This window comes from Ammonicoccus luteus (genome assembly GCF_050880385.1).
In the GTDB taxonomy this organism is placed as follows: Bacteria; Actinomycetota; Actinomycetes; order Propionibacteriales; family Propionibacteriaceae; genus Enemella.
In genome coordinates this window covers 789,855-804,691 of the sequence record NZ_JBNZCI010000001.1, presented here as the reverse complement: position 1 = coordinate 804,691, position 14,837 = coordinate 789,855, and the positions used below count along the sequence as shown (strand labels likewise).

At 69.4% G+C, this 14,837-nt stretch carries 15 protein-coding genes; 10 read left to right on the top strand and 5 right to left on the bottom strand.

The features are described from left to right. Window positions 1-4 precede the first annotated feature (4 nt). The 3 genes from ACQ260_RS03745 to ACQ260_RS03735 all read right to left on the bottom strand — a co-directional run bounded on the left by ACQ260_RS03745 (window position 5) and on the right by ACQ260_RS03735 (window position 2,440). Complete coding sequence (locus ACQ260_RS03745; RefSeq protein ID WP_432558363.1) at window positions 5-661, bottom strand: response regulator; 657 nt, start codon at window positions 659-661, stop codon at window positions 5-7. Continuing rightward, window positions 661-1,908, bottom strand: coding sequence for a sensor histidine kinase (locus tag ACQ260_RS03740; protein WP_432558048.1), 1,248 nt, complete (start codon window positions 1,906-1,908; stop codon window positions 661-663). The genes ACQ260_RS03745 and ACQ260_RS03740 overlap by 1 nt, the downstream gene beginning before the upstream one ends. A 73-nt stretch (window positions 1,909-1,981) precedes the next feature. Further along, on the bottom strand, window positions 1,982-2,440 hold the full coding sequence (locus tag ACQ260_RS03735) for a DUF2871 domain-containing protein (protein WP_432558047.1): 459 nt from the start codon (window positions 2,438-2,440) through the stop codon (window positions 1,982-1,984). Between the two features lie 176 nt (window positions 2,441-2,616). Here ACQ260_RS03735 and ACQ260_RS03730 point away from each other — a divergent pair, with 176 nt between their 5' ends. Next, entirely contained in the window at window positions 2,617-3,414 is a 798-nt protein-coding gene (locus tag ACQ260_RS03730) for a TSUP family transporter (RefSeq protein ID WP_432558046.1), read from the top strand. A 27-nt stretch (window positions 3,415-3,441) separates the two neighbouring features. Here ACQ260_RS03730 and ACQ260_RS03725 read toward each other — a convergent pair whose 3' ends face one another. Next, window positions 3,442-4,455 (bottom strand): DUF4439 domain-containing protein, encoded by a 1,014-nt coding sequence (locus ACQ260_RS03725; RefSeq protein WP_432558045.1) that lies wholly within the window; start codon window positions 4,453-4,455, stop codon window positions 3,442-3,444. 105 nt (window positions 4,456-4,560) lie between these two features. On the opposite strand from ACQ260_RS03725, the gene rimP reads away from it, so the two are divergent. Together rimP and nusA are read left to right on the top strand one after the other, a co-directional pair. Then, window positions 4,561-5,079, top strand: a complete 519-nt coding sequence (gene rimP, locus ACQ260_RS03720) for a ribosome maturation factor RimP (RefSeq protein ID WP_432558044.1) — start codon at window positions 4,561-4,563, stop codon at window positions 5,077-5,079. Then, window positions 5,079-6,053: a transcription termination factor NusA gene (gene nusA / locus ACQ260_RS03715; protein ID WP_432558043.1), complete on the top strand. Its 975-nt coding sequence runs from the start codon at window positions 5,079-5,081 to the stop codon at window positions 6,051-6,053. The genes rimP and nusA overlap by 1 nt, the downstream gene beginning before the upstream one ends. A 3-nt stretch (window positions 6,054-6,056) precedes the next feature. On the opposite strand, the gene ACQ260_RS03710 is transcribed toward nusA, so the two are convergent. Continuing rightward, a complete protein-coding gene (locus ACQ260_RS03710; protein ID WP_432558042.1) occupies window positions 6,057-6,764 on the bottom strand; it encodes a M50 family metallopeptidase in 708 nt (235 codons plus the stop codon). Between the two features lie 118 nt (window positions 6,765-6,882). Between ACQ260_RS03710 and ACQ260_RS03705 the strand changes: the two genes are divergently transcribed. The 7 genes from ACQ260_RS03705 to ACQ260_RS03675 all read left to right on the top strand — a co-directional run bounded on the left by ACQ260_RS03705 (window position 6,883) and on the right by ACQ260_RS03675 (window position 14,808). Beyond that, window positions 6,883-8,211 carry a TrkH family potassium uptake protein gene (locus ACQ260_RS03705; protein WP_432558041.1) on the top strand — a complete coding sequence of 443 codons (1,329 nt, stop codon included), beginning with the start codon at window positions 6,883-6,885 and terminating at the stop codon, window positions 8,209-8,211. A 15-nt stretch (window positions 8,212-8,226) separates the two neighbouring features. Next, window positions 8,227-8,898 carry a potassium channel family protein gene (locus tag ACQ260_RS03700; RefSeq protein WP_432558040.1) on the top strand — a complete coding sequence of 224 codons (672 nt, stop codon included), beginning with the start codon at window positions 8,227-8,229 and terminating at the stop codon, window positions 8,896-8,898. 54 nt (window positions 8,899-8,952) lie between these two features. Then, a complete protein-coding gene (locus ACQ260_RS03695) occupies window positions 8,953-9,225 on the top strand; it encodes a YlxR family protein (RefSeq protein ID WP_432558039.1) in 273 nt (90 codons plus the stop codon). Window positions 9,226-9,403: 178 nt separating this feature from the next. Beyond that, the gene (infB, locus tag ACQ260_RS03690) at window positions 9,404-12,364 is read left to right on the top strand and encodes a translation initiation factor IF-2 (RefSeq protein WP_432558038.1); all 2,961 of its coding nucleotides are present in this window, start codon (window positions 9,404-9,406) and stop codon (window positions 12,362-12,364) included. 136 nt (window positions 12,365-12,500) lie between these two features. Further along, complete coding sequence (rbfA, locus tag ACQ260_RS03685) at window positions 12,501-12,980, top strand: 30S ribosome-binding factor RbfA (RefSeq protein WP_432558037.1); 480 nt, start codon at window positions 12,501-12,503, stop codon at window positions 12,978-12,980. Then, window positions 12,977-13,855: a tRNA pseudouridine(55) synthase TruB gene (gene truB / locus ACQ260_RS03680; RefSeq protein ID WP_432558036.1), complete on the top strand. Its 879-nt coding sequence runs from the start codon at window positions 12,977-12,979 to the stop codon at window positions 13,853-13,855. The genes rbfA and truB overlap by 4 nt, the downstream gene beginning before the upstream one ends. A gap of 74 nt (window positions 13,856-13,929) precedes the next feature. Next, the gene (locus ACQ260_RS03675) at window positions 13,930-14,808 is read left to right on the top strand and encodes an ion transporter (protein WP_432558035.1); all 879 of its coding nucleotides are present in this window, start codon (window positions 13,930-13,932) and stop codon (window positions 14,806-14,808) included. Window positions 14,809-14,837 lie beyond the last annotated feature (29 nt).

Sequence of the window (14,837 nt, the reverse complement as noted above, 5' to 3'; positions counted from 1 at the left end):
CGGATCAGTCCAGCACGCCGGTGCGGCGCGCGGCTGCCACCGCTGCCGTGCGGCTCGCGACACCGAGCTTTCCGAACGCGTGGTTGAGGTGCGTCTTCACCGTGGCCTCGCTGACGAACAGTGCCCGGGCGATCTCGCGATTGGATTTCCCCTCGGCGACCAGCCGCAGGACGTCGAGTTCGCGGTCGCTCAACGGGGCTCGCGTACGCTCCCGCATCGTCTCCACGACCCGCGCCGTGAGATCGGCGGTGAGCACGGTCTCCCCCCGGGCCGCTCGCACGATCGCCGTGACGATCTCGTCCGGGGGAGCGTCCTTGAGCAGATAGCCGGCGGCCCCGGCCTCCACCGCCCGAACGATGTCCGCGTCATGGTCGAAGGTGGTCAGGATGACAACCGCCGGCGGCGCCACCGCGCCTCGATCTGCCTTCGTGCCGGAGCCCTCCAGGGCTTTCGCCACGTCCACGCCGTCCCCGCCCGGACCCAGCCGGAGATCACAGAGCACCACATCCGGCGCGACGGACGGGTTCCTGGCCAGAGCGAGCGCAGCTGCGGCATCCGCGGCCTCGCCGACGACCTCGATCCCGTCGCGGTCCTGCAGCAGGGCGCGCAGCCCCGCGCGGACGACGGGATGATCATCCACCAGCAGCACGCGCACGTTCATCATGTTGCCTCCGACGGGTCGGGTGGGCGGGTGGCCGACAGCGGGACCTGAGCGCTGAGCGCGGTGCCCTCGCCCGGGGCGGATTCGATCTCGAGCCGCCCGCCCAGTTCGCGCAGCCGCGCCCGGGTGGACAGCAGGCCATAGCCCCCGCGCCCCGGCACTGCCGGTGTCGCCGGCAGCGCGCCCGGGTCGAACCCGACCCCGTCATCGACCACGTCCAGCAGCACGGCGTCTTCTCCCGCACTCAGCGACACTCCGACGCGGTTGGCGCGCGCATGGCGGCGTACGTTCGCCAACGCTCCCTGCGCCGTTCGCAGGAGGGCGACTTCGACAGCGGTCGGCAGTCCGCGCAGATCTCCATCGACATGCAATTCCGTGCGGATCCCCGTGTCTGTTGCGAGCCGGTCGAGCAGGCGGTCCAGCGCCGCGACCAACCCCGATTCCGTCACGTCCGCAGGAGTCAGTTCCGCGACCACCTCGCGGGCCGAACCCAGATTGTCCCGCGCGGTCTCCTCGATCCGGCCGAGGCTCTCCCACCAGCGTTCGGGATCGTCCGCCCCGCGACCGGCTCGGGCGAGCAGGACGATCGACGAGAACCCCTGCGCCAGCGTGTCGTGGATGTCCCGCGCCAGCCGCGCGCGTTCGCCGAGGGCGCCGGCTTCGCGTTGGGCGGTAGCCAACTCCGCATGCAGGGTCTCGGTCTCCTCCCTCGCGGTCACCAGGGATGCGATGAGGAGCTGCCGCTCCAGCGCTTCCCGCACCAAATGCACCTGACCGCGGGAGACGACCAGCGCGAACGCCGCCCCGATCGTCGGACCGACCACCCCGGCCATGGTCAAGGCCCCGGTCAGATGCCACGGACGGATGACGACGACGCCGAGGACGACGACGGCGTACGCTATCGCCCACCCCAACGGCAACAGGTGCCCGGCCAGGAGCCAGAGCGGGAACGCGATCCACACGTTCTCGCCCGACGCCGCGACGGTCGCCAGCCAACAGACGGTGAGACCCAGGAGCCACACCACCCCCCAACGACCGGGACGGGGCCCGAGCACTTCCTCACGGTGACCGCCGTCGCGGAGGGTCGTGAGCACGCCCGCGGAATACCACACCAGCAGCAGAGCGGTGGTGCCGAAGGCGGCCGCCGGGTGCGCGCCGGTGGCCAGCCCCCGGCCCAGACCGAGGACGCTGAGTGCGAGGAACAGGACGTGCTGCAGTGCGGCGAGGGTGCGGATGGCGCGCTGCATGGTGGTGACGCTACTCACGACGGCCGCCCTTCTCGACCCCGACGGGGTCATCCACCGCACCCGACAGCCTGGTTCAGACGTGCACGCCTTCCTTGACCACGGGAGTGGCGGTTCCGTCGGCTGACTTCAGCGCGCGGCGCAGACCCAGGAAGAACAGGATGAATGCCGCGGTGAGCGTCATGTGGCCAAGCCCCGAGAACCCGGCGATCATGGGGCTGTTCTGCATGCCGTGGTCGAGGACCTGGAGGCTGCCCTTCACCAGCAGTCCCGCAGTGGTCAGCGCGAGGCCCGCCTGCCAGAGCCAGAACCCGATGCGGAACAGCCGGTCGGTGGCGGCCCGGTGGAACTGTGCGACGAGAGCCAGCCAGAGCAGCATCATCATCGTGCCGAGGGTCAGGGTATGGGTGTGCACGACCGCGAGCTGGGTGCCGCCGGCGACGTCGTTGAACTTGGTGAACTCGCGATAGAACAGGCCGCTCGCCAGACCGACAGCGGTCCAGATCGCGGCGGAACGGAACAGTGCGGTGCGCATTGATGCCTTCCGTGACGTGGGAGAATGTGACCCTTCGAGGCTAGGAAATTCCGCCCCTCGATCCCACCGCGGCGCATCATCCTTTCGGTCGATGGCACCCCTCGAGGAGGGCCGCCGGGCGGCGGTTCCGGGGACTCGACTTGCTGCCGACTCGCCACGGGGCGCAGACTGCGCAGGTGTTCGATCTGCACGGGATCTCCCTGGCCGTCGTCGCCGGTCTCGTGCTGGCGGCGTTCGTGGCCGGCTGGGTCGATGCGGTCGTCGGTGGGGGAGGCCTCATCCAGTTGCCGGCTCTGCTGATCGGGTTGCCCGCCGACACCCCCACGGCGCACGTCCTCGGCACCAACAAGATCTCCTCGGTCGCCGGCACGCTCACCGCGACGATCACCTATGCCCGCAAAATCGCGCTCCACGTGCCGACCCTGATTCCGTTGGTGCTGTCGGCGTTCGCCGGGTCGGCAGCCGGGGCCGCGATGGCACGGCTCATCCCCAAGACAGCGCTCACCCCGATCGTCTTGGTGGCGCTCATCGCGGTGGGGCTGTTCACCGTCTTCCGGCCCGAGCTAGGACTGGTCCACCAGCCCCGGCACGCCGGCTTCGGCGAGATCGTCCGCACGGCCGCGATCGGCGGAAGCGTCGGGCTCTATGACGGCATTCTCGGCCCCGGGACCGGGTCGTTCTTCGTGATCGCGATGGTGGCCGTGCTCGGCTATGGCTTTCTCGAAGCCTCCGCCAAAGCCAAGATCGCCAACCTCACCACCAATGTGGCCGCGATCAGCGTCTTCGGCCTGAACGGCGAGATCCTTTGGGGGATCGGCGCGCTCATGGCGGTCGCGAACCTCTCCGGCGGCTGGCTCGGCGCCCGCACCGCTCTGCGCAACGGCAGCGCGTTCGTCCGCAAAGTATTCCTGATCGTGATCGGCGCCCTGGTGCTCAAGCTGGCGTACGACACCTGGCGCCAGTTCTTCGGCTGACAGCTCGGCCGCCCGCGGCGGATCCGGTCAGCTCGGCCAGCCCGGCCAGACCGACAGCGGCCCGCCCCACTCGACGCCCAGCACGGCGGACTGCTCCAGGCTCTCCAGCGCCTCGCGGCGAGCATCGGCATCGGTCGCGGCGGCGAGCCAGGCGCCGGCGAAGGGCGCGTACGCCGACTCCATGCGCCACAGCAGTTCGGCGGCGGTCGCGCGGTCGGTGGGTTGGTGAGGGAGGGCGTACGCCGGCTCGGCGGCCGGCGCGGCCTGACCACGCGTGCGGAGAGCCTTGGCCAACCGGTCCCGCAGATCGCGGCGCTGCACGAGAACCCCATAGGCCGTCTGGCCCTCGGCTCGCGGGAACCAGGGGATGGCGACCTGATAGCCGTACACCAGCGCATGCACCTGCCGCAGCGCCTGTTGCTCGGCTTCGGCGTCGCTCCACGGCTCCAGCTCGCGGACCTCGACCACCGGTGGGCGGGGCCGGGGTTCGTCGCGTGTCAGCGCGGCCTGGGCCGACCGGGCGTACGCCGCCAACGAGCCCCACACCAGCGCGGTGGGGCCCTGGTCGCCGAGGGCCGCGCGGCGATAATCCGACAACGCGCGCTCGAGGCGGTCGCGCAACTGGTCGATCGCCTGGTCCCGTGTCGTCGCTGCCAACGTCCCGGACGGCGTCGGTCGTGGCCTGGGTGACGGCCCCGTCGTGGGCGCGGTGGTGGCTCGACGGGCCGGATGGGGGTCGAGCAGCGCAGTGGCATGGGCGTCATGGGCAGTCGCCATCCAGCCGGCGGCTGCGGCCTGTCCCGGACCCAACCGCAGGCGCTCGGCCCCGGTGTGGGCCTGCGCAGCCAAGGCGGCGAGGGCGACCTCATGCTCCAGTGCCGCCTGCTGACCCGGGCGCAGGGGCTCGGGTGTGGGGGACGGCTCGGGCGGGGGAGCGGTCGGGCCGCCGTGGACCACCGGATCGCTGACCTGGCATCCGGTCACCGCCAGGGCAGCCGTCCCGGCCAGGGCCAGGAAGCGGCGACGGGGCACGGAAATCACGCGCCGACGCTATCGCACGGGGCGGGTATGCTGTCCCGACACCGGGCGCCCGGGACAATTGAAGCCACAAGAGGATCGGCGGAGACGCCAGGAGGTGCGGAACGCATGAAAGACGGCCAACTGACTTCCCTGTTGACACCACTCCTTGCCCAATTCGCACTGGAATTGGACTCATTGGACTCGGTTCCCGCCGGTCGTCGGCGGTTGCTCCGGATCGTCGTCGACGGCGACGGACCCGAGGGCCGCGGCCCGAGCTTGGACGACATCTCCGAGGCCACCAAGGCGATCTCGGTCGCGCTGGACGAAGCGGACTTCCTGGGCCAGCAGCCGTACACGCTGGAGGTCTCCTCCCGCGGCATCTCGCGGCCCCTCACCGAGCCCAAGCACTGGCGCCGCAACGCCGGCCGGTTGGTCAAGGCGAACCTCGTCGAGGGCGGAGAGGTCACCGGACGTGTGCTGACCAGCACCGAGGAAGTGGTGACCCTCGAGGTCGTGACCGACCCGAAGAAGCAGACCACCACCGAACGGGACCTGCCGTTGGCGGAGATCGCGAAGGCGCTCGTGCAGGTGGAGTTCGTGTCCGCGAAGAAGGACAAGACACAGACAGAGGAAGGGGAGGACTGATGGATATCGACATGTCCGTCCTGCGCACGATCGAGAAGGACAAGGAGATTCCCCTCGACGTCCTCGTGACAGCGCTCGAGGAAGCGCTGCTCAACGCCTATGACAAGACCGAACACCCGATCCGCGGTGCGCGGGTGCAGCTCGACCGAAAGACCGGCCGGGTGCAGGTCCTCGCTCCGGAGCGGGACGAGGAGGGCAACGTCATCGGCGAATACGACGACACGCCCGCCGACTTCGGTCGCGTCGCGGCGGCGACCGCCCGGCAGGTGATCTTCCAGCGGTTGCGGGACGCCCAGGACGAGCAGAAATACGGGCACTTCGCAGCCAGCGAGGGCGACATCGTCGTCGGGGTCGTCCAGCAGGACCGCGATTCCCGGACGGTCCGGGTGGACCTCGGCTCGTTGGAGGCGATCCTGCCGCAGGCCGAGCAGGTGCCGGGCGAGGACTACAGCCACGGCAAGCGGTTGCGGGTCTACGTCGTGTCGGTGCGCAAGGAGATGCGCGGTCCCCAGGTGGTGGTGTCCCGGACCCATCCCGGTCTGGTCGAGCGGCTCTTCCGCCTCGAGGTGCCCGAGATCGAGGAGGGGGTCGTCGAGATCAAGGCGGTCGCCCGGGAAGCGGGGCACCGCACCAAGATCGCGGTGAAATCCAACAACCCGGATGTGTCGGCCAAGGGCGCGTGCATCGGGCCGATGGGGCAGCGTGTTCGCGCAGTGATGCACGAGCTGAACGAGGAGAAGATCGACATCATCGACTGGTCGGAGGATCCCGCCCGGTTCGTGGGTCAGGCGCTCTCCCCGGCGAAGGTGAGCAGCGTCCGCGTCGTCGATCCGCAGGCCCGGGCTGCCCGCGTGGTGGTGCCGGACTATCAGCTCTCGCTCGCGATCGGGCGGGAAGGGCAGAACGCCCGCCTTGCCGCACGTCTCACCGGGTGGCGCATCGACATCCGGTCCGACACCGAACCGCCGGCCTGACGTTCACCCCAGCCGCAGGACACCCGGCGCCAGCACTCCCAGCCCGAGCATCAGACAGGCCAGCGTGCCGACGAGGAAGACAGACGTCCACCACCACGTCGGCACGCCGGTGAGGCGCCTCAGCTGGGCGGCGTCGGACTGGCGGGAGCGCTGCCGTGCCGACTCCAGCACCGGTCGTGGTGCGGCCAGCAGCAGCGTCCAGGTGAGGACGTACGCCACCCAGGACTGGTGCAAGGGCGCCAGATACCACACCGCGGCGGCCGTCCCGGCGAGCCCGATCACGAGCACCAACAGCCCGAAGAGGTTGCGGATCATGACCAGCATCGCCGCCAGGGCGACCACGAGCAGGGCGATGAGGAGCGCCGCGCGCCCGGAGGCCAGCAGCAGGGCCGCGCCGAGACCGAGGAGGCCCGGGGCGAGATAGCCGGCAAGCAGCGTCGCGACCATGCCGGGCCCGCGGGGCCTGCCGCGGGACACGGTCAGACCCGAGGTGTCGGAATGCAGCCTGATGCCGGTCAACCGCCGGCCGGTGACCAGCGCCACTCCGGCATGTCCCGCCTCATGCGCGATCGTGATGATCATCCGGGTCAGCGGCCAGGCGATGATCACCAGTCCGAGGGCCACCGCCCCGAGGACGGCGACCGTCGCGGGCTGCGGGACCGGCTGGACGGCCAGCACCCGGTCGATCAACTCCGGCCACGAGAACTCCACGTCCGGGAACGATACGGTGTCGCGACCCGGCGACCGGGCGTACTGTTCATTTCCGGGCCCGGTTGTCCGGGCCACGGATCGTAGGCCGCACCACGGCCCCGGACAACGGCAGGGCTCGATGAAGGCAAGGAATCCCGCCCGGATGGTCCCGGTCGCGTTCGGGACCGCGATCGGGGTCGGTGGGCTGTTGCTGATGCTGCCGTTCTCGCACGCCGAGGGCCGGTCCACCCCACCCGTCGATGCACTGTTCACGGCGGTCTCCGCGACGTGTGTCACCGGCCTCGTCACGCTGGACACCGCAACGCACTGGTCGACCGTGGGTAAGGTCATCATTCTCGTGCTCATCCAGATCGGTGGGTTCGGGATCATGACCTTGACCACCATGATCGCGTTGTTGCTGGGCCGGCGACTCAGCCTGGCGACGGTGACCAGCACCCAGAGCGAGAGTCGCGCGCGGCTCGGTGACGTTCGCCACCTTCCGCAGAAGATCGCGCTCGCGGTGATCCTCTCGGAGGTCGTGATTGCTGTCGTGCTCACGTTGCGGTTCCGGGCCGCCTACGACGACGACTGGGCGAGTGCCGCCTGGCACGGGCTCTTCCATGCGATTTCGGCCTTCAACAACGCGGGATTCGCGCTCTATTCGGATAACGTCATGGGGTTCGTGGCCGACGCCTGGATCATCTTCCCGCTGTGTGCCGCAGTGATCGCAGGTGGCATCGGCTTCCCGGTGTATTTCGAATTGATCCGGCAGCGCAAACTGTTCCGTCCGCACGACTGGTCCGTCCATGCCCGGCTCACGGTGGCGGGCACGTTGATCCTGCTGCTGTTCGGCTTTCTCGCCTTCGCGATCGTCGAGTGGCGAAACCACGCGACGATCGGTCCGCTCGACCTGTGGGGCAAGATCGTCGCCTCGACCGCCGGCTCGGTGTTCCCGCGCACCGCAGGTTTCAACTCCGTCGACTATGGGGCGGTCCGACCCGAGACCCTGCTGGTGCACTATGCCCTGATGTTCATCGGCGGCGGATCGGCCGGCACCGCCGGCGGCATCAAGGTCGGCACGTTCTTCCTGCTGGCGTACGTCATCTGGTCCGAAGTGACCGGCGAACCCCAAGTGCGGATCGGCCATCGAACGGTCGGCACTCAGACCATCCGTCAAGGCTTGACGGTGGTCCTGCTCGCCATCGGGCTCATCGCTCTCGGCACGATCATCATCCTGTCCGCCACGCACTTCCGCCTCGACGTGGTCCTGTTCGAGTGCATCTCGGCGTTCGGGACGGTGGGACTCAGTGCGAATCTGACGCCCCTGATGCCGCCGATCGGGAAAGTGGTGCTGATGGTCCTGATGTTCTGCGGCCGCGTCGGGCCCATCACCGTGGTCGCGGCGATGACCGTGCACCGACGCCAGTCCCGGATCCACATGCCCGAGGAACGCCCCCTCGTGGGCTGATCGAGAGGAGTCATCATGGTCAGGAAGCGCAGGCTGCCGGCGAGCACGGTGCTGGTCGTCGGGCTGGGCAGGTTCGGGTACGCGGCAGCGGTCACGATGCTGCGCCTCGGCATCGATGTGCTCGCGATCGACGAACGCGTGGACATGGTGCAGCGCTATTCGAACGAGCTTCCGCACGTAGCGCAGTTGGATGCGACCGATCCCGAGGCCTTGGACCAGATCGGCGTCCGCGATTTCGACAGGGCCGTCGTCGCCATCGGCTCCGACCTGGAGGCCTCGATCATGACGGTCCTGGGGCTGTCGGAGGCCGGGGTGTCACAGATCTGGGCCAAAGCCGTGAGCTCGCGGCATGGGTTGATCCTGGAACGGGTGGGCGCCCACAAGGTCATCTATCCCGAGCGCAGCATGGGCCGCCGCGTGGCGCACATGGTCGCCGGCAATATGAACGACTTCATCGAGTTCGATGACGGGTTCTCGATCGCGCGTGCCGTTGCGCCGGAGTTCGCGTGGGGCAAGACGTTGGCGGCTTCGGTCATCCGCAGCACCTATGACGTGACGATCGTCGGGGTGAAGCGGCCCGGCATGGACTTCGCGTACGGCCGCCCGGAGACGATCGTCCAAGCCGGCGATGAGCTCGTCGTGGCCGGCGCGACGCCGCTCGTCGAGGCGTTCTGCCGGCTGCGCTGAGGGCGAATGGGACAGGGGCGCGGAACCGACCGCGATCGCGCTAGCGTGCGAGAGATGAGCCCCCAACGGACGTGCGTCGGTTGCCGGTGCACCGCCGCCCCGAGCGACCTCCTGCGGCTGGTGGTGGACGAGGCCGCTCGGGCCGTCGTGGTCGACGAACGACAGCGTCTCCCCGGCCGTGGGGCCTATGTCCATCCCGACCACGAGTGCATCGCCGTGGCCGTGCGCCGCAGGGCCGTGCCGAGAGCGCTGCGGGCCCCTGATGTGGACACTTCGGTTCTGTCCGCGCTGGCCTCCGCTTATGCAAAAAGGGAAGGAAGCGCATAGAATGGCCGATGCGCTCCTGCGCTCCGCGCGGGTGAGTGTGACCAGCGCTTCGCCGATTCTCCGGCGGGGCACCTATCAGAAGGTGGGCTGACGCTCATGACCACTCGATGAGTACGCACCAATGAGCATGTTCGACAACTAACTGGTCCGCGCGCGGATGCGGACCTGAAGGAGAGTAGTGGCCAAGGTCCGTGTCTACGAGCTCGCGAAGGAGCTCGGACTCGAAAGCAAGCAAGTCCTCAAAACACTGAACGACATGGGCGAGTTCGTTCGCTCGGCGTCGTCAACCATCGAACCGCCCGTTGTCCGGCGTCTCCGCGACCGGTTGGCGTCCGGCGGTGCCGGTGAGGCGTCCGGATCGGCTGCCAAGCCGAGCGCCCCCCGCAAGGCGACCCCTGGGCCACGCCCCGGACCGCCCGCCCCCAAGCAAACTCCCGCTCCCGGTCCCGCTGCCGCGGCACCCGGCGCTCCGACGCCGCGCACCCCCGCGGCCGGCCGACCGGGGCCCACGCCCGGTCCGCGTCCCGCGCCGCGGGCGCCAAAGCCCGCTGAGGAGCCGACCGGTGCCCGCCCGGCGGCCGAACGCCGTCCCTCGACGCCGCGGCCCGGCACGCCCGGACCGGGGCGCCCGAGCGCTCCCGCGGCGCCCGGCAGGCCGGCCGCACCACGCACCCCGGAGGCCCCGCGGCCCGGGGCGGAACGTCCGTCGGCGCCCGGCCCTCGTCCGGGTGCTCCGCGTCCGCCGGTGCCCGGCCCCCGGGCCACCCCCGGACCGCGCCCCGGTTCGACCGGCGGCCTCCCGGGCGCCCCTCGCCCCCGGCCGGGAACCCCGCGGCCCGGGAACAACCCGTTCGCTTCGTCCCAGGGCATGGGCACTCAGCGCCGACGCCCGGACGGCGCCGGCCGTCCCGACGCTCGCGGTGACGCTCGTCCGGGCGGACCGCGTCCGCAGGGTGGCCGCGCCGACGGGCCCCGTCCCGGTGGCCCGCGCCCCGGTGGTGCTCCCGGCGGTGTCCCGGGCATGCCGCGCCCGAACCCGGCGATGATGCCCAAGCAGAGCACGCTCGGTGGCTCGACGACCCGTGGCCGCGGTGGTGGCCCCGGTCGGGGTCGCCCCGGTGGCGGTCCCGGTCGTGGCGGTCCGGGCATGGGCCCGGGTGGGCCCGGTGGCGGTCCGCCCGCCGGTGGTCGCGGCCGTGGTGGTCGGGGCGGAGCCGGCACTCAGGGTGCCTTCGGCCGTGGCGGTCAGCAGCGTCGGGGACGCAAGTCCAAGAAGCAGCGTCGTCAAGAGTTCGACCAGATGGAGGCCCCGTCGATCGGTGGCGTCCGGATCCGGCAGGGCGACGGAGCGACCGTGCGGTTGCGCCGAGGCGCCTCGCTGACCGATCTGGCCGAGAAGATCAATGTCGACGCCGCACAGCTCGTGCAGGTGCTGTTCAGCCTGGGCGAGATGGTCACCGCGACCCAGTCGGTGAACGACGACACCTTGCAGTTGCTGGGTGCGGAGTTGAACTACAACATCCAGGTGGTCTCGCCGGAGGACGAGGATCGTGAGCTGCTGGAGCGGTTCGACCTCGAGTTCGGTGAGGACGAGGGCGACGAGGAGGATCTCGCTCCCCGGCCGCCCGTGGTCACCGTCATGGGTCACGTCGACCACGGCAAGACCCGCCTGCTCGACACGCTCCGCAAGGCGAACGTGGCGGGCGGCGAGGCCGGCGGCATCACCCAGACCATCGGCGCGTATCAGGTGAAGACCGAGGTCGACGACAAGGATCGTCGCATCACCTTCATCGACACCCCTGGTCACGAGGCATTTACCGCAATGCGTGCCCGCGGTGCCAAGTCGACCGACATCGCGATCCTTGTGGTGGCGGCCGACGACGGCGTGATGCCGCAGACGATCGAGGCGCTCAACCACGCCCTGGCGGCGGAAGTGCCGGTCGTGGTGGCCGTCAACAAGATCGACAAGGAGACGGCAGACCCGAGCAAGGTCCGCGGCCAGCTGACCGAATACGGTCTCGTGCCGGAGGAGTACGGCGGCGAGACCATGTTCGTCGACGTGTCAGCCGTGACGGGCCAGGGCTTGGACGAGTTGCTCGAGGCGGTCGTCCTGACCGCCGACGCGGCGCTCGACTTGCGGGCCAACCCGACCATGGACGCCCAGGGCGTTGCGATCGAAGCCCACCTCGACAAGGGCCGCGGCCCGGTCGCCACGGTGCTGGTCCAGCGCGGCACGCTGAAGGTCGGCGACTCGATCGTGGCCGGCCCGGCTCACGGACGTGTGCGGGCACTGGTGAACGACGTCGGCGAGAACGTCGACGAGGCTCCGCCGTCGATGCCGGTCCAGGTCCTCGGCCTCACCTCGGTGCCGGGTGCGGGGGACTCGTTCCTCGTCGTGGCCGACGACCGGACCGCACGGCAGATCGCCGACCAGCGGGAGGCGCGCAACCGCGCGGCTGCCCAGGCCGCCGGCGCCCGCCGCAAGACGCTCGATCAGCTGTTCGAGCAGCTCGAGAAGGGCGAGACCCAGGAGCTCCTGCTCATCCTCAAGGGCGATTCGGCCGGTTCGGTCGAAGCGCTGGAAGAGGCTCTGTCGAAGATCGATGTGGGCGACGAGGTGTCGCTGCGGGTCATCGACCGTGGCGTCGGCGCGATTACGGAGACCAACGTCTCGCTCGCTGCCGCGTCCGGTGCGGTGATCATCGGCTACAACGTCCGTGCTCAGGGCAAGGCCACCGAGCAGGCGGATCGCGAGAACGTCGATATCCGCTACTACTCGGTCATCTACGGCGCGATCGACGAGATCGAGGCGGCGCTCCGGGGCATGCTCAAGCCGATCTACGAGGAGGCCGTGCTCGGCCATGCGGAGATCCGCGAGATCTTCCGTTCCTCCAAGTTCGGCACGATCGCGGGCTGCATGGTCCTCGACGGTCTCATCCGGCGCAACGCCAAGGCGCGGCTCCTGCGCGACGGCGTGGTCGTGGTCGATACCGACATCAACTCGCTGCGTCGCGAGAAGGACGATGTCACTGAGGTCCGCGAGGGTTACGAGTGCGGTCTGACGCTCGGGAACTTCAACGATCTCAAGCTCGGCGACATCGTCGAGACCTACGAGATGCGGGAGAAGCCGCGCAGCTGATCCCTGCCGGCTGACCGCCGGCATGGTTCGGTGACCGGTTGCGGCGGGTGGGTTCACAAGGACCCACCCGCTGCGCCGTCCCGGGGCCTCGTCGGCCCCATCCGTTCGATGCACACACCGACAAGAAAGGCCCGCCATGAGCAACCCCCGCGCCCGCAAGCTCGCCGACCAGATCAAGGTGATCGTCGCCCAGATGCTCGAGCGACGGATCAAGGACCCCCGGTTGGGGTTCGTCACCATCACCGATGTGCGGTTGACCGGTGACTCCCGGGAGGCGAGCATCTTCTACACCGTCCTCGGAGCGGACGCCGATCTCGCGTCGTCGGCGGCTGCTCTCGAGTCCGCGAAGGGCCTCCTGCGTTCGACCATCGGCAAGCAGCTCGGTCTGCGTTTCGCTCCGGCGCTCGAATTCGTGCTGGACGCGGTGCCGGAGAACGCGCGTCACATCGAGGAACTGCTCGCGCAGACCCGCACGGCCGACGAGGAACTGGCCGCGCGTGCCGCGGGGGCGGAATATGCCGGTGGCGCCGATCCTTACAAGCACGCCGACTCGGACGACGATTTCGACGACGAGCTCCAGGCCGGCGATCAGAACGAGCCGGACGAGCGTCCGTGACCGATTCCGTCGGCATCGCCGTCGTCGACAAACTTCCGGGCTGGACGTCGCACCAGGTTGTGGGTCGCTGCCGGCGGATCCTCGGCACCCGAAAGGTCGGCCATGCCGGCACGCTCGACCCGATGGCGACCGGTGTGCTCGTCATCGGCGTCAATCGAGCGACCCGTCTGCTGGGCCATTTGATGCTGACGGAGAAGGAGTACGCCGCCACCATCCGCCTCGGCATCACCACCGTGACCGATGACGCCGAAGGCGACCTCACCGGCGCGCCCGGTGCCGCCGGGCTGGAGGAGCCGGCGGTCCGCGCAGCCATTCCCGCCTTCACCGGTGACATCCTGCAGATCCCGACGGCAGTGTCCGCGATCAAGGTGGACGGGAAACGGGCGTACGCACGGGTCCGGGCAGGGGAGGACGTGACGCTGCAGTCGCGGCCGGTCACCGTGCACGCATTCGATCTGCACGAGGTGCGCCCAGGGATGGCCGAGGGCGTCCACGTGCTCGACTGCGATGTCACGGTGCGCTGTTCGTCCGGCACCTACATCCGGGCCCTCGCTCGTGACCTGGGGGCGCGGCTCGGGACGGGCGGGCACCTGACCGCTCTCCGCCGCACCCGCGTGGGGCCCTTCGGGCTCGACCGGGCCCACGTGGTCGACGCCGACTCCGATGCGCTCCCGCTGCTCAGCCTGGACGACGTGGTGCCGGAGTGCTTCGACACTCTCGAGGTCGACGAACGGGCAGCCGCCGCGATTCGTTATGGGCAGCGACTCCCGGGCGTACCCCTCAGTGGGCTCACCGCGCTCCTCGACCGCGGACGCTTCCTGGCTCTCTATCGACCCGACGGTCAGGATGCGGTGCCTGAAGCGGTGTTCGTCTGAGGTCCTGTTCACCCCTGAGCCGATACGTTCCCCAATAGAGTGACGCCGAGCGTCCGGACTCCAGGGAGGATCACGTGGCCAGCGAACGGATCGTGGGCGACACGGCGAGCACCATCGACGCGACTTCACCGGCCTGGCAGCGCAAGGCTCACGAGGTCGCCAATGCCCGCTGGTTCCAGTCCCTGGTCGTCGCGGTTATCGTCGCGAACGCGGTCGCCCTCGGCCTGCAGACCTATCAGCGCATTCCCGGTGAACTGCAGCGCATCGCCGATCCGCTCGACTCCTGGTTCCTCGCTTTTTTTGTCTTCGAACTGCTCATCCGGCTGGCCGCCTATCGATTCCGGGTGATCAGGTTTCTCCGCGATCCCTGGAACGTGTTCGACACGTTCGTGATCGTCCTCGGGCTGTTGCCGGTCTGGCACTGGAACCCCACTGCACTCCGAATGGTCCGCTTGGCCCGGATCGCGCGACTGGCCCGGGTCATGCCGGACTTCCGCGTCCTCGTCGACGGCCTGCGAAGGGCCGCGTTGCCGGCTCTGAGCCTGCTCGCGCTCATGGCGCTGCTCTGCTATCTGTACGCCGTCGTCGGCTACATGATCTTCAACGAGACCGCCCCGGAATACTTCGGCAACCTCGGCGAGGGCATGTTGACTCTGTTCACCCTCCTCACACTGGAGGGCTGGAACGAGATCATGTATGTCCTGCGCGACGCCTCCCCGTGGGCGCTGCCGTATGTCATCTCGTTCATCCTCCTGGGCACCTATGTCGTCATCAATCTCGTCATCGGCATTGTGATCAACGCGCTGGAAACCGCGTACAAGGAGCGTGATCGGGACGATGCCGCCGATCCCGAGCTCGCGGACACGATCAACGAACTGCAGGAAGTTATCGACAAGCTGGAGCGGAAGCTGGCGGGCCTGGATGCCAAATACCGTCGGCAACGGGAGACCTGACCGACCCCCGCGACTGTGCCTCGCGCGAC